The 11,880-nt window shown below is 72.6% G+C and carries 10 protein-coding genes; 3 read left to right on the top strand and 7 right to left on the bottom strand.

Annotated elements, in window-relative coordinates; genetic code table 11:
• Positions 1 to 73 precede the first annotated feature (73 nt).
• The 6 genes from ACIO9J_RS12380 to ACIO9J_RS12355 form a co-directional block, all read right to left on the bottom strand.
• Complete coding sequence (locus ACIO9J_RS12380) at positions 74 to 1,078, bottom strand: proline racemase family protein (protein ID WP_401996713.1); 1,005 nt, start codon at positions 1,076 to 1,078, stop codon at positions 74 to 76.
• 41 nt (positions 1,079 to 1,119) lie between these two features.
• A complete protein-coding gene (locus tag ACIO9J_RS12375; RefSeq protein ID WP_401996710.1) occupies positions 1,120 to 2,028 on the bottom strand; it encodes a dihydrodipicolinate synthase family protein in 909 nt (302 codons plus the stop codon).
• Complete coding sequence (locus ACIO9J_RS12370; protein ID WP_401996707.1) at positions 2,025 to 3,605, bottom strand: NAD(P)/FAD-dependent oxidoreductase; 1,581 nt, start codon at positions 3,603 to 3,605, stop codon at positions 2,025 to 2,027. The genes ACIO9J_RS12375 and ACIO9J_RS12370 overlap by 4 nt, the downstream gene beginning before the upstream one ends.
• Complete coding sequence (locus ACIO9J_RS12365; protein ID WP_401996704.1) at positions 3,586 to 3,909, bottom strand: (2Fe-2S)-binding protein; 324 nt, start codon at positions 3,907 to 3,909, stop codon at positions 3,586 to 3,588. The genes ACIO9J_RS12370 and ACIO9J_RS12365 overlap by 20 nt, the downstream gene beginning before the upstream one ends.
• A complete protein-coding gene (locus ACIO9J_RS12360; RefSeq protein ID WP_401996701.1) occupies positions 3,906 to 5,123 on the bottom strand; it encodes an NAD(P)/FAD-dependent oxidoreductase in 1,218 nt (405 codons plus the stop codon). The genes ACIO9J_RS12365 and ACIO9J_RS12360 overlap by 4 nt, the downstream gene beginning before the upstream one ends.
• 70 nt (positions 5,124 to 5,193) lie before the next feature.
• The gene (locus ACIO9J_RS12355) at positions 5,194 to 5,940 is read right to left on the bottom strand and encodes an AraC family transcriptional regulator (protein WP_401996699.1); all 747 of its coding nucleotides are present in this window, start codon (positions 5,938 to 5,940) and stop codon (positions 5,194 to 5,196) included.
• Positions 5,941 to 6,264: 324 nt separating this feature from the next.
• Here ACIO9J_RS12355 and ACIO9J_RS12350 point away from each other — a divergent pair, with 324 nt between their 5' ends.
• Complete coding sequence (locus tag ACIO9J_RS12350; protein WP_401996696.1) at positions 6,265 to 7,374, top strand: MFS transporter; 1,110 nt, start codon at positions 6,265 to 6,267, stop codon at positions 7,372 to 7,374.
• A 152-nt stretch (positions 7,375 to 7,526) separates the two neighbouring features.
• Complete coding sequence (locus ACIO9J_RS12345) at positions 7,527 to 9,839, top strand: collagenase (protein ID WP_401996693.1); 2,313 nt, start codon at positions 7,527 to 7,529, stop codon at positions 9,837 to 9,839.
• Here ACIO9J_RS12345 and ACIO9J_RS12340 read toward each other — a convergent pair.
• The gene (locus tag ACIO9J_RS12340) at positions 9,809 to 11,071 is read right to left on the bottom strand and encodes an MFS transporter (RefSeq protein WP_401996690.1); all 1,263 of its coding nucleotides are present in this window, start codon (positions 11,069 to 11,071) and stop codon (positions 9,809 to 9,811) included. The genes ACIO9J_RS12345 and ACIO9J_RS12340 overlap by 31 nt on opposite strands.
• A gap of 213 nt (positions 11,072 to 11,284) precedes the next feature.
• Here ACIO9J_RS12340 and ACIO9J_RS12335 point away from each other — a divergent pair, with 213 nt between their 5' ends.
• Positions 11,285 to 11,854, top strand: coding sequence for a TetR/AcrR family transcriptional regulator (locus tag ACIO9J_RS12335; protein ID WP_401998528.1), 570 nt, complete (start codon positions 11,285 to 11,287; stop codon positions 11,852 to 11,854).
• Positions 11,855 to 11,880 lie beyond the last annotated feature (26 nt).

The raw sequence follows: 11,880 nt of genomic DNA, 5'->3' as shown, positions 1-11,880 counted from the left end.
CGTTGCGGATCACCAAAGTACAATGTGACGTTGTCAGTTGGTCCCTTCGGGGAGAAACCGGCGGACCGGGTGGTCAGAGGCGGAAGCCCGCGGGGAAGGGGTCGTCGGGGTCCAGGAAGTACTGGGCCGTGCCGGTGATCCACGCCCTGCCGGTGATTTGCGGGACGACCGCGGGGAGTCCGGCCACCGTCGTCTCCTCTGTCAGCCGACCCGTGAACTCCGTGCCGATGAAGGACTCGTTCACGAAGTCGCGGTCCAGGGGGAGTTCGCCGCGGGCGTGCAGCTGGGCCATCCGGGCCGACGTGCCCGTGCCGCACGGGGAGCGGTCGAACCAGCCCGGGTGGATGGCCATGGCGTGGCGTGAGCGGTGCGCGTCCGAGCCGGGCGCGGCCAGGTACACGTGTTTCACCCCCGCTATCTCCGGTTGCTCGGGGTGGACGGGGCGGTCCGGCGAGTCGTTGATCGCCGCCATGACGGCGAGGCCCGCCGCGAGCAGGTCGTCCTTGCGGGCGCGGTCGAACGGCAGCCCCAGTGCGTCGAGTTGGACGAACGCGTAGAAGTTGCCGCCGAAGGCCAGGTCGTACGTCACCGTGCCGTGGCCCGGCACCTCGACCTTGCGGTCCAGGGCCACGCTGAAGGCGGGGACGTTGGTGAGGGTGACGGACTTCGCCGCGCCGTCCCGTACGGTCACGTCGACGGAGACGAGGCCCGCCGGGGTGTCCAGGCGGACCGTGGTGACCGGCTCGGTGACCGGGACCATGCCCGTCTCGACCAGGACGGTGGCCACCCCGATCGTGCCGTGACCGCACATCGGCAGCAGCCCCGACACCTCGATGTAGAGGACGCCGTAGTCGGCGTCGGGGCGGGTCGGGGGCTGGAGGATCGCGCCGCTCATCGCGGAGTGGCCGCGGGGCTCGTACATCAGGAGCGTCCGCAGTTCGTCCCGGTGCTCGATGAAATGCAGCCTGCGTTCGGCCATCGTGGCGCCGGGAATCACCCCGACGCCGCCGGTGATCACCCGCGTGGGCATGCCCTCGGTGTGTGAGTCGACGGCGTGGAAGACGTGCCGGGTGCGCATGGAACTCCCTTCGGTGGGGCGGCGGTTGGGGTGTGCGCGGCTCAGTGGTGGCCTGCCGCCCGCGCCTTCTCGGTGGCCGCTCGGACCATGGCCTCCACCTGGCCGGTCAGCGGGGTGCGCGGCGGGCGGGTCGGGCCGCCGCGCAGGCCCACGATGTCCATCGACAGCTTGATGGACTGCACGAACTCCGTCTTGGAGTCCTGGCGCAGGAGCGGGTGCAGCGCCCGGTACAGGGGGAGCGCCGTGGTCAGGTCGCCGGAGCAGGCCGCGTGGTAGAGCTCGGCGCAGGTGGCGGGGAAGGCGTTCGGGTAGCCCGCGATCCAGCCGACCGCGCCCGCCACGGCCAGTTCGAGCAGGACGTCGTCCGCGCCGATCAACAGGTCTAGCTCCGGGGCCAGTTCGGCGATCTCGTAGGCCCTGCGGACGTCGCCGCTGAACTCCTTCACCGCCACCACCGAGCCCTCGGCGTGGAGTTGGGCGAGCAGCGGGGGGACCAGGTCGACCTTCGTGTCGAGCGGGTTGTTGTAGGCGACCACGGGCAGTCCGGCGCGGGAGACCTCGGCGTAGTGGGCGCGCACGGCGTCGTCGTCGGCGCGGTACGCGTTGGGCGGCAGCAGGAGTACGGAGCCGCAGCCCGCCTCCGCCGCCTGCTCGGCCCAGCGGCGGGACTCCGCGCTGCCGTAGGCGGAGACGCCCGGCATGACGCGGGCCCCGTCGCCAGCGGCCTCGACGGCGGTGCGGACCACGCGGGCGCGCTCGTCGGGGGTGAGGGTCTGGTACTCGCCGAGTGAGCCGTTCGGTACGACCCCGTCGCAGCCGTTGGCGAGGAGGTGGCGCACGTGTGCGGCGTACGCGTCGTGGTCGACGGAGAGGTCGTCGCGCAGGGGCAGCGCGGTGGCGACCATGATGCCGCGCCAGGGTCGTTCCGTGGTCCAGTTGGCGGAGGTCATGAGGCGTGCCCTTCTGTGGCGTCCGGTACGGGGAGTGAGGCGAGCGTGCCGAGCGGGATCGGGGTGGACAGGGGGAGTCGGGGCGGCGGGGGCGTGGCGGCGGGCCGGGCGGGAGTGCCGGCCCTGGTGCCGGTGGCCTCGGCGGCCAGGCAGGTCACCGCCGCGTCGCACACGCGGCCCTGGCACCAGCCCATGCCCGCCCTGGTGAGGAGCTTGACGGTGCGGGCGTCGCGCGCGCCGTACTCGGCGACCGCCTCGCGCACGCGGCCCGCGGGCACCTCCTCGCAGCGGCACACGTCCGTGTCGTCCGTGAGCCAGTCCGTCCAGCCGGGGCGCGGCGCGTGCGCGAGCGCCATCGCCTCGGCGAAGGCGCGCATGCGGTCGCGGCGACGGCGCAGGGTGCGCAGTGCGCGGAGCGGGACGGAAGAGCCGGGGAGCTGGGGGGCCACCCGCGGTGCGGGCATGCGGCCCGTGCGGCGGGCGGTGATCGCGAGCGCGGCCAAGGCGCCCTCGGTGATGGCCAGTTGGGCGCCGCCGATGCCGCCCGTCTCGCCCGCCGCCCACATGCCCCGCAGCGACGTCTCCTGCAACGGGCTCAGGGCGAGGGCGTGCGTGCCGTCGGCGGTGCGGCGCGTGGCGCAGCCGAGGGCGGTCGCCGTTTCGATGCGCGGTATCAGACCGTGGCCCACCGCCAGCGCGTCGCAGCGGATGCGGCGAGCGGTGCCCGGTACGGGGCGCCAGTCGCGGTCGAGGCGTGCGACCGTCACCGCCTCCACCCTGTCCGTGCCGTGCGCCTCGATCACCGCGCTGCGGGTGCGGAGGCGGACCCGGTCGCGCAGGAAGGCCGTCCCGTGCAGGGCTGCCTCCGCCAACTTCCCTGGGTTCGCGGCTAGTACGCCAGGGTGGGCGGCGTAGCCGAGATAGCTCGACGCCTCGACGATCTCGGGTACGTGTGCGCCCGCGGCCGTGAGTGAGGAGGCGGTGGCCAGCAGGAGCGGACCGCTGCCCGCGACGACGATCCGTCGTCCTGGCAGGGCGAGCCCCGACTTGAGCATCGCCTGCGCGCCGCCCGCGCCCACCACGCCGGGCAAGGTCCAGCCAGGGAACGGGAGTTGACGCTCACCGGCGCCTGTCGCGAGAAGGATCGCACGGGCCCGTACGGTCACGGGGTGCCGGTCGTCGGTGTCGGCATCCGCGCCGTCCTCGCCGGTGAGGGCGTGGACCGTCCAGTCGTCATCGGACCGGCGCGTCACCGTCCAGACGTGGTGGCCGAAGAGGCGGTCGACCGAACCCGCGGCCAGCCGGTCGCGCAACGCGGCGAAGACCGGCCAGTCGTGGTGCAGGGCCTCGGGGCGTGTCGCACCCGCCGCCGGATGCGGATGCCGGTAGAACTGGCCGCCGGGTCCTGGTGCGGAGTCCAACAGAGCTACGGTCAAGCCCAGTTCGGACGCGGTGACGGCGCCCGCGAGGCCCGCGGGTCCGGCGCCGATGACCGCCACGTCGTACGGCTCGGACGCCGGGGCAGGTGTCGGCCGGGAGGTCGGTTCGGGGTTCGCGTCAGGTGTCGAGCCCTGCATGGCCGTGTCCTTCCTGGGTCGTGACGGCGTCGCCGGGGCGGGCGGTGACCAGGCAAGCGCGCCTGTTGGGGCGGTCGTTGACGGTGGCGAGGCAGTCGTGGCACTGCCCGATGCCGCAGAAAGCGCCGCGCGGGCGGCCACCGACGCGGGTGGTGCGCCAGGCGAGGATGCCCGCGGACCAGAGCGCGGCGGCGATGGACTGCCCAGGCAGGGCCGTGAGCGTGCGCCCGTCGAAGGTGAACTCGAAGGCGGCGTCGGTCGCGGCGCCCACGAGTGCGACGGGGTCGGTGCGGTCGTCGGTCATGGGGTCGGCTCCTCGGCTGTCCGCCCGGTGGAGTCGGGGAGGTCGGTGAAGCGGTCCGGGGTGAAGGGTTTCGGGTCCAAGGGGGGCGCGCTGTCCGTCAGTTGCGTTGCCACGAGCAGGCCCGTGGCGGGGGCCAGGCCGATTCCCGCGCCCTCGTGGCCGCAGGCGTGGAAGAGGCCGGGGACGCGGGGGTCGGGGCCGATCGCGGGGAGGTGGTCGGGCAGGTAGGGGCGGAAGCCCGCGTACGTGCGGATGGCGCGGACCCCGGACAGGACCGGGAACAGCCGGGTGGCCTGGGCCGCGAGGCGTCGCAGCACCTCCACCGACAACGTCCGGTCGAAGCCCACGCGTTCACGGCTCGCGCCGATCAGTACGGGCCCCGCGGGGGTGCCCTCCACCACGGCGGACGTCTGGAGGGCCGCCGAGCCGCTCGCCACGTCGGCGACGTAGTCGGCGGAGTACACCTTGCGCCGTACGACACGGGGCAGTGGTTCGGTGACCAGGACGAATCCGCGCCGGGGGAGCACCGGCAGGTCAACTCCCGCCAGCCGGGCGATACGTCCGCCCCAGGTGCCTGCCGCGTTCACCAGGCGGGGCGCGAGGATGTCGCCGGTGGGTGTGCGCACGCCGCGTATCTCGCCGTGGGGGCCTTTGAGGACGTCGGTGACCTCCTCGCCGAGCCGTAAGGTCAGCCGGCCGCGCCCCTGCTCGTGGTCGGCCGCGGCCCGCAGCAGGTGCGCGGCGGCGAGGGCGGGTTGGACCTGGGCGTCCTGCGGGTAGTGGAAGCCGCCCGCGAGGCCGGGGGCGAGGTGCGGTTCCAGGTCGGCGAGGTGGTCGCCGGACACCTCATACGCCTCGACGCCCGCGTCCTGTTGCCCCGCGGCGAAGCCGCGCAGCGCGGTCAGGTCCGCCTCGGTGGACGCGACGACCACGCCGCCCTTGGTCTCGTACTCGATGGCAGGGGGAAGTTCCTTCGCGAGGTCGCGCCACAACTGGGCGGAAAGCAGGGCGAGTTCGAGTTCCGACCCCGGTTCCTTGTCGGACACGAGGAGATTTCCCTCGCCCGCTCCCGTGGTGCCGCCCGCGACGGGGCCGCGGTCGATGACGGTGACGTGGAGGCCGGACCGGGTGGCGTAGTAGGCGCAGGCGGCGCCGACCACGCCCGCGCCGACGACGATGAGATCAGGGCGTTCCGAGGGGGTTCTCGTGAGCACGCCAGTAATATTTCACATGGCACAGTGGCTGCCAAGTACCTGTGCATGGTGGGGAGTTCGCGTGGGGTGATCAGTCGCGGCGCTGATGGTCGCCCGGCGTGTAGCCGAAGGCGCGGCGGAAGACGTCGATGAACGCGCTGGTGGACGACCAGCCGCAGCGGTGCGCGACGGTGGTGACCGGCAGGCCGTCGGTGAGCATGCGCAGGGCGTGGTACAGGCGCAGTTGGGTGCGCCACTGCGGGAACGTCATGCCCAGTTCGCGGCGGAAGAGTCGGCTGAGCGTGCGCTCGCCCGCCCCTGCGCCCGCCGCGAGGGCGGCCAGGCCGCGCGGGTCGGCGGGGTCGCGGTGCAGCAGCTCGCAGACGGCCGCGAGGCGGGGGTCGGTGGGGGTGGGCAGGTGCACCGGCTGCTGCGGTGAGGCGCGCAACTGGTCGAGCAGGACCGCCCGCAGGCGCCCGCGTTCCGGGGTGTCGTCGTGCGGTGCGCGGGTGCAGGCGAGGATCAGCTCGCGCAGCAGCGGTCCGACGGCGAGGACGGTGGGGACGTCGAGCCCGAGCGGGTTGGTGTCGGCGGGCAGGCCGAGCAGGTGCAGGGCGAGGTGGCCGTGGGCGCGGTGCGCGTGGACGCATCCTGCGGGGACCCAGATGGCACGGGTGCCGGGCGCGAACCAGGTGCCCGCGTCGGTGGTGACGGCGAGCACGCCGGAGCCCGCGTAGACGATTTGATGGTCGTCGTGCCGATGTGGGTCGATCCGCTCGCCCGGCGCCAGTTCCTGGGTACGGGTGGGGGCTTCCGGGGTGTGGCGGATATTCGGCATGAGTTGGCACTTTATCGGAAGCGCGCCAGGACGGGGCGTGGCGACGATGGGCCGGTGCCAGAGAAACGAACGTCGTCAAAGGGTGGGGCCGGGCCTTCGGGCGGGGCGGAGTCTGCGGCCCGCTTGGAGGAGGCGGCGGCCCCCGTCGAGCCCGCAGCTCACATCGAAAACACGGCCCACACCAAGCACGCACCCCACGCCAAGCACGCACCCCACACCAACCCCCCGCCCCCGACCACCCCCTCATCCGCCCCACCGCGCCCCGCGAGAACCCGCCCCGCGAGAACCCGCCCCCTAACCCTCCTCTCCCTCGCCCACGCCTGCGTGGACATCTACCAAGGCGCCGTCGCCGCCCTCGTGCCGTTCTTCGTGGCCGAGCGTGCCTATACCTATGCCGCCGCGTCCGGCATCGTGCTCGCCGCTTCCTTGTTGTCCTCCGTGGTGCAGCCGCTGTTCGGTGCGCTCACCGACAAGTGGCGGATGCCCTGGCTGCTGCCGGTCAGTACGTTGGTCGGCGGGGTCGGTGTCGCGTTCGCCGGGGTGAGTGACGACTACGTCGTGACCCTCGCGGTCGTCGCGCTGTCCGGGGTCGGTGTCGCCGCCTATCACCCGGAGGCCGCCCGCGTGGCACGCGGGGCGAGCGGCGGGAGTCACACCGGCATGAGCTGGTTCTCGCTCGGCGGCAATCTCGGGTTCGCCGCCGCGCCCCTGCTCGTCTCCGCCGTCGTCGCCACGGGCGGCCTGCGCGCGTCGCCGCTCCTGGTCGTGCCCGCCATCGCCGGTGCGGGCCTGTGTGTGGCTGCGTTGCGGGGGATCAAGTCCCGTGCGGAGGGTGGGAGTTCGCGTCGTGCCGAGACCGAAGGTCGCGACGACTGGGTCTCCTTCGCCAAGCTGTCGGGCGCCATCGTCTGCCGCTCGATCGTCTTCATCGGGCTCAGCACGTTCATCTCCCTGTACGTGCGTGAACGCGTCGGCGGCGGCGACACGGCGGGTACGGCCGCGCTCTTCGTGCTCTACCTCGGCGGCGCCGTCGGCACCGTGGCCGGCGGGCGGCTCGCGACGCGTCACGGGCGGGTGCCCGTCGTCCAGTGGTCGTACGCGCTGACCGTCCTCGCCGTCGCCGGGGTCGTGTTCGTCCCCGGGCCGCCGCTGTACGTCTTCGTGGCCCTCGCGTCGGCGGGTCTGTACGTGCCCTTCTCCCTGCACATCACCCTGGGTCAGGACTACTTGCCGCGCCGGATGGGGACGGCCGGCGGGGTCACCCTCGGGCTCACCGTCAGCATCGGTGGCCTCGCCAGCCCGCTGATCGGCGCGCTCGCGGACGCGACGGATCTGCGGACCGCCCTCGCGCCGCTGATCGTCCTGCCCGCGCTCGGCTGGCTCCTCCTGCGCACTCTGCGGGAGCCGGGGGTCAAGGGCTTGGAAGGTGCCTGAATCCGGAACTTCCGGTAGCCGCACAGGGGTTGTCAGTGCAATTTCACATTACTACGTTACGCATCACATGGCGCTGCGGTGACCCCGCAACCACCGCCTCACGTACGTGAGTTGACCGATGCGCCACCCCACCTCCCGTTGAGGAGCCCCTGGTGTCCCAGTTACGTACTCTGCGAAGATCCGTGCTCGTCGGCGCGCTCGCGGCGACCCTCTGCGTCTCGGCCGCCCAGGTCGGTCACGCGGCTGAGTCCGCCCCCGACCGCGCCCGTGTCGCGGGGCGGGCCGCCGCGCCCACCGCGCCGAACCCCCTCGACGTGGTCGAGCACCGCGCCAAGGCTCCCAAGCCCGGAGACCGTACGCTCCCCGCGCCCGGCGGACTCAAGGACGGCCGGATACCCGGCCCCCGCACGCCGAAGGCCGAAGCGCGCACGGCCGGTGCCGTCCCCTGCACCCTCGACGCCGTCACCGGCCTCGCCCCGGAACGGTTCGCGGACTTCCTCGCCGATCCGGCCGTCACCGCCGACGGCTGTCTGCGCACCCTCGTCTGGACCTGGGACAAGCGGCTCGCCCCCGTCATGTCGGACGCCCACGTCCAGGCCGTGTCCGGGCGGATCGCGCGCCTCGCCGCCGCCCACGACGGCAAGAACGGCAGTCATCTCCTGGAGATGTTCACCTATCTCCACGCCGTCGCCTACCAGGACTTCTCGCACGACGAGATCGACGTCACCGACGCGCCGACCGTGGACGCGATGCGCCGCGCCGTCGACGCCTTCGGCGCGGCGCCGCGCACCTTCGACGCGACCAGGACGAACGCGGAGTCGCTGCGCGAGGCGCTCTACGCGGCCAGTGCGCCCGGTCTCCGGCAGCATCAACTCCCGCTGATCAAGCGGGTGCTGACCACCATGGACGCCGCCCACCCCGACACGGCGAAGGACGCGTCCTGGGCCGGTGCCGCGCTCGCCGGGCTCTCCCTGAGCTACCTCGGCGTGTACCCGGGCAACAGGGACGCCGCGTTCCACGCCGCGGTGAAGGCCGACCCCGCCTACCGCGCCGCCTTCAAGGGCTTCGCCCAGTACACCCACCTCAAGGGCACGGCCAACGCCTGGGTGGTGCGCGACGCGCTCCTGGAGTACGGCAGGTTCGGCCAGATCGACGGGCTGACCGCGGAGATCACCACCGGACTCGGCGGGCTCGTCGACGTCACGGTCCGCAACTTCGGTGAGGGCAGCGCCCCTTGGGTCAAGGTCGTCACCTGGCTGATCGAGTACGACGCCTGCGCGCCGTACAAGGTGTGCAGGGCCGACATCGAGCGGCGCCTCTTCCCCCAGACCTATACGTACGACAAGGGCGGGATGAAGGTCCGCACCGCGCTCGACCGCAAGACGGTCGACCAGCTCTACTACGCGAGCAAGCAGGTCAAGGCGCAGTTCCACCGCGTGGTCGGCACCGAGGAGCCGCTCGCCGGCGACCCCAACACCACGCTGACCACCGTGCTCTACGCCTCGCGCGCCGACTACGAGAACTACCACCCGCTCCTGACCGGGATGGACACGAACAACGGCGGCGTCTACATCGAGCGCGGCGCGACCTTCTACACCTACCAGCGCCGCGTACCGCAGGACTCCTCGCTCACCCTCGAAGAGCTCTTCCGGCACGAGTACACGCACTACCTCAACGGCCGCTGGGCGGTGCCGGGCTTCTTCGGCGAAGGCCCCTGGTACCAGGGCGACCGGACCACCGCGATGGACGAGGGCACCGCCGAGTTCTTCGACGGCGCCACCCGTGACGACGGCATCAAGGTCCGCAAGTCGCTGGTCCAGGGCATCATCGACGACACCGCGAACGGCGGGCCCCGGATGAGCGTGAACCAGCTCCTGCACGCCACGTACGACGGGGACGGCTTCCGCTTCTACGACTACGCGGGCACGTTCTTCGAGTTCCTGTGGAGCGAACACCCCACGCTGCTCAAGGAGATGTACGGCTACCTGCGCGCCGACGACCCGGCGGGCTTCGACTCCTGGCGCGACCGGCTCGGCAAGGACGCCGGGCTGCAGCGCGGGTACGACACCTTCCTGGACCGGCAGATCGCCCAGGTCGACGACCTCTTCGTGCCCGACACGACGTACGTGCCGCTGAGCGAGTTGCGCGACACCACGGCCGACCAGGTCCGCGCCTCCTTCACCGCGACGACCAGCAGTACGCCCGACTGTGTCTCCAACGGGGCACCGGAGCGGCCGCGTTACCTCTGCACCGGACGGATCACCGCGAACCTCGGCGCCGCGGGCGACCCCGACGCCGTGTTCAAGGACATGTCCGAGACAGTGGACTACTTCTTGCTCGACCGGGCCGCGGGCGGCGACAACAACCTGGCCGACATGAACTGCTCGTTCGGCAAGGTGGACATCTGGTCCAACGGCCGTGCGGGCACCGCGAATTACAGCTGCGAGGGCCCGCTGAGGGGCTGAGCCGCCACGGCCTCCGGACGCTTCGGCTCTCCGGGGGCCGTGCGCAGACGGCGGTGCAGCATCGGCAGGGCGCAGAGCGCGCACAGCAGCGCGAGCGCCCCGGCGCCGATGCCCATCGAGAACCCGGCCGTCGCGCCGAACGCGTCGTACACGACCCCGGAGACCGCCGCGCCGATCGCGACGCCGCTCTGCAGGCCCGCGATCATCCAGGTCATCGCCTCGGTGAGGCGGTGCTCCGGAGTCGTACGCTCCACGATGCCCATGATCACCACCATGGTGGGGGCGAAGAAGACACCGGCCGCGAGGACCACGGCGGCCATCCCGGCGACGCTGTCCACCCACAGGAAGGGCAGCGTCGTCAGGGCGGTGCCGCTGACGCCGATGAGGAGCAGGCGGGGCAGCGGCAGCTGCGGGGTGCGGGCGCCGAAGAGCAGCCCGGAGATGCCCGAGCCGAGCGCGTACGCCGCGAAGACGAGCCCGGACAGGGCCTTGTCGCCCTGCCGTTCGGCGAAGGCGAGGCCCATCGTGTCGACCATGCCGGGGATCGCGCCGCCGCAGAGCAGGACGAGCGCGAGGACCAGCACGTGCGGGGACCGGATGACTGAGGAGGAGCGGCCCGCGGGCCGCTCGGCGCGGGGCAGGACCCGCGGTTCGGTGCGCTTCTGCGGGACGAACAGCGCGACGCCGACGACGAGCAGGATGCCCGCGGCGACCGGCGCGGCCTGCGGGAACAGCGCGGTGGACAGGACCACGGCGAGCGCCGGGCTGATCACATAGGTGAGTTCGTCGACCACGGACTCCATGGAGTACGCGGTGGCGAGCCGGGGCGTGCCCCGGTAGAGCTCGGTCCAGCGGGCCCTGACCATGGCGCCCATGCTGGGCATGAGACCGGCGAGCAGGGCAGCGGGGAACAGCGTCCAGGTCGGCGCGCCGTAGGTGGCGCAGAGCAGCAGCGCGGCGAGGCCGAGCACGCTGACGGCGGTCGCGATCGGCAGGACGCGGCTCTGCCCGTGCCGGTCGACGGCGCGGGAGACCTGCGGTCCGAGCAGCGCCATGGAGAAGGTGAAGGCACCCGCGACAAGGCCGGACAGGGCGTACTCGCCGGTCGTCTCGGAGAGCATCGTGAGGATGCCCATGTGGGTGAGGGGCAGCGGGAGGCGGGCCAGGAGGCCGGCGCCGCTGAACGCCTTGGCGCCGGGGGCGGCGAAGATCTCGCGGTAGGGCCTGGACATGACGTGACCTGTTTCCGGGATCGGTCTTCCGGGCGCGCGGGCAGGCGGGAGCCCGGCGCGTGCGGAAAGCGGGGACGCGACAAGAAGGACGCGACAAGAAGGACGCAACAAGTGGGACGTGCGTTCCGCTTTCTATCACGTCGTGCGGCCGGAGCGCCGGGGTACGGTCGACGGGCAGATCCACAGAGGGATACGCAGGCCGGGAGAAGGACACTGAACAGCAACGCCGCGCCCACCGACGGGCGCAGGGCCAAGGGGGAGCTGCGCCGTCGCGCGCTGATCGAGGCCACCGTGCGCGTGATCGCGCGCGACGGGGCGGGCGGCGTCACGCACCGCACCGTCGCCAAGGAGGCGGGGCTGCCCACCACCGCCACGACGTACTACTTCGACAGCATCACCGACCTGCTGACCGCGGCGCTGACCAGCTGCATGGAGGAGGACTCGGCGCGCATGGAGCGGCTCGCCGAGGAGCCGGGCGACGGGGCGGCGCGGCTGCGCACGCTGGCCGGACTCATGGCGGACCTGCTGACCGCACCCGGGCATCTGCTCGCCGAGTTCGAGATGTACCTGCTCGCCGTACGCCGCCCCGAACAGCGCGCGGCGACGCGCCGCTGGCAGGAGGCGCTCGCCGCGTTCGCCCGGCGGTTCACCGACGACCCCGTGCGCGTCAAGCTCTTCGCGCGCGCCTACGACGGTCTGCTCCTGCACGGGCTGCTCGCGGACGAGCCGCCTACGGCGGGGGAGTTCGAGGAGATGCTGAGGGAGTTGCTGCCGCCGGGCTGAGCGGTCCTGGCGCCGGCGGCCGGGCG

The organism is Streptomyces sp. NPDC087300 (assembly GCF_044744425.1).
GTDB lineage: Bacteria > Actinomycetota > Actinomycetes > Streptomycetales > Streptomycetaceae > Streptomyces.
The sequence above is the reverse complement of the archived record's forward strand: the minus strand, read 5'-3'. Positions and strand labels throughout refer to the sequence as shown.

What these genes read in the sequence shown, in the direction of transcription:
- ACIO9J_RS12380 (WP_401996713.1), bottom strand. Translation starts at nt 1,078, where the DNA reads ATGCGCACCCGGCACGTCTTCCACGCCGTCGACTCACACACCGAGGGC.
- ACIO9J_RS12375 (WP_401996710.1), bottom strand. Translation starts at nt 2,028, where the DNA reads ATGACCTCCGCCAACTGGACCACGGAACGACCCTGGCGCGGCATCATG.
- ACIO9J_RS12370 (WP_401996707.1), bottom strand. Translation starts at nt 3,605, where the DNA reads ATGCAGGGCTCGACACCTGACGCGAACCCCGAACCGACCTCCCGGCCG.
- ACIO9J_RS12365 (WP_401996704.1), bottom strand. Translation starts at nt 3,909, where the DNA reads ATGACCGACGACCGCACCGACCCCGTCGCACTCGTGGGCGCCGCGACC.
- ACIO9J_RS12355 (WP_401996699.1), bottom strand. Translation starts at nt 5,940, where the DNA reads ATGCCGAATATCCGCCACACCCCGGAAGCCCCCACCCGTACCCAGGAA.
- ACIO9J_RS12340 (WP_401996690.1), bottom strand. Translation starts at nt 11,071, where the DNA reads ATGTCCAGGCCCTACCGCGAGATCTTCGCCGCCCCCGGCGCCAAGGCG.